Below are 1550 nucleotides of genomic sequence, written 5' to 3' on the forward strand. Positions count from 1 at the left end.
TCTGCAACAGGGTCTGCAGCAAGGTCTGCAGCAAGAAGCAGCTCGACTGACTCTGAGTCAACTGCGGCGCAAGCTGGGATCTTTGCCGGAAGACCTGTCTGAAACCATCCGCCTCTTACCTACCGAGCAACTGGAGGCTTTGGCGGAAGCGCTGTTGGACTTCCAAACCCTGGCCGATTTGATCCAATGGCTCAGGGAGTCATCATCCAACTAGGGTTTGCCGTCGCGGCCTTTTCCAACCTCACAGGACTCTGTGGGTGAGTTAGGATCCCTGTTACTCAGATGGACTCGATGAAACGGCCACAGGTTTTGATCTGTGGCTACTACGGCTACGGCAATGCCGGCGATGAGGCGTTGTTGCTGGCTCTCTTACGAGAGCTAGAGCAGTTGCCCGACCCTGTGCAGCCGGTGGTGCTCTCCCCTTGCCCTGCCGAGACAGCTGCCACCTATGGAGTGCTGGCCTGCCCCCGCTTTGACGGCTGGGCTTTGCAGCGCTGTCTGGCCCAGGCCCAGGCTTTCATCTGGGGTGGGGGCGGTCTGTTGCAGGATCGCACCAGTTGGCGCAGCCCTCTCTACTACCTGGGGGTGATGGGCCTAGCCCAGCGCTGGGGACTGAAGACCCTTGCCTGGGCCCAGGGGATCGGGCCGCTGCAGCGGGGGTGGATTCGCGCACTAGCCCGTCGCTCGTTGGCAGGTTGCACGGCCATCAGTGTGCGGGATGGGGTTGCCTCCCAATGGCTGCAAGAGTGGGGGATCCCTCACCAGGTGGCTCCGGATCCCGTCTGGAGTTTGCCGTCCAAAACCTTGCCGGAATGGGAAACGTGGCCTCAGCCCCGCATTGCTGTGGTCTTGCGTCCGCATCCGCAACTGACTGGAGCCTGTCTAGAAGCTTTGAGCCAGGGTTTACAGCGTCTCCAGGCTTCCACGGGGGCATACCTTCTCTTCGTGCCCTTTCAGCTGGCTCCTCCCGGATCCCCTGACCTTGGGCCAGACTACCACTTGGCTCAGCAGCTTCAGCAGCGCCTACCCCACCGTAGCCAAGTGCTGGAAATTCGGGATCCCTGTCTATTGAAAGGAGTCTTTCGGGGTGTCAGGCTGGCGATCACCATGCGCTACCACGGATTGGTGATGGCGGCGGCAGAGGGCTGCGCCTGTTTTGGTCTCAGCTACGATCCCAAGGTGAAAACGCTGCTCCAGGAATTGGGCATGCCTGGCTGGGATCTGCAGGAGATGCCCACCGATCCTGAAGCCTTACACCAAGCTTGGCTGGCCTGCTACTCAGAGGGCCTAGCTCTCAGCCCTGCCCAAGCTGACCTGTGGGCGAGGCAATCGGCTCAGCACGCTCAGTTGTTGAGACAGCACCTGAAGTGGGGTTGATGGGGTTGCCTGGAGAAGTTGCTGCCAGGGCGAATTCCGGTAGCGGTTCTTCTGGAGAGCCGCTTTACCCCAAAAGTAGGGAGGCACGGTGTCCCCGAACCAAAGCGCTGCGTGCATCCGCTTGAGGAGGCCCCCAATTCATTGAGGGGAGCATGACTCTAGTCAATAATAAG

At 60.3% G+C, this 1550-nt stretch carries 2 protein-coding genes; both read left to right on the forward strand.

Translation table 11 applies throughout. The features are described from left to right. Nucleotides 1-214, forward strand: a 214-nt coding sequence (locus NW815_RS07800; protein ID WP_414415872.1) for a DUF4351 domain-containing protein, incomplete at its 5' end; no start/stop codon positions are given. Between the two features lie 77 nt (nucleotides 215-291). Next, nucleotides 292-1377: a polysaccharide pyruvyl transferase CsaB gene (gene csaB / locus NW815_RS07805; RefSeq protein ID WP_414388142.1), complete on the forward strand. Its 1086-nt coding sequence runs from the start codon at nucleotides 292-294 to the stop codon at nucleotides 1375-1377. The last annotated feature ends 173 nt before the right edge of the window (nucleotides 1378-1550 follow it).

Origin of the sequence: Synechococcus sp. R6-7 (assembly GCF_047461695.1) — a bacterium.
In the GTDB taxonomy this organism is placed as follows: domain Bacteria; phylum Cyanobacteriota; class Cyanobacteriia; order Thermostichales; family Thermostichaceae; genus Thermostichus.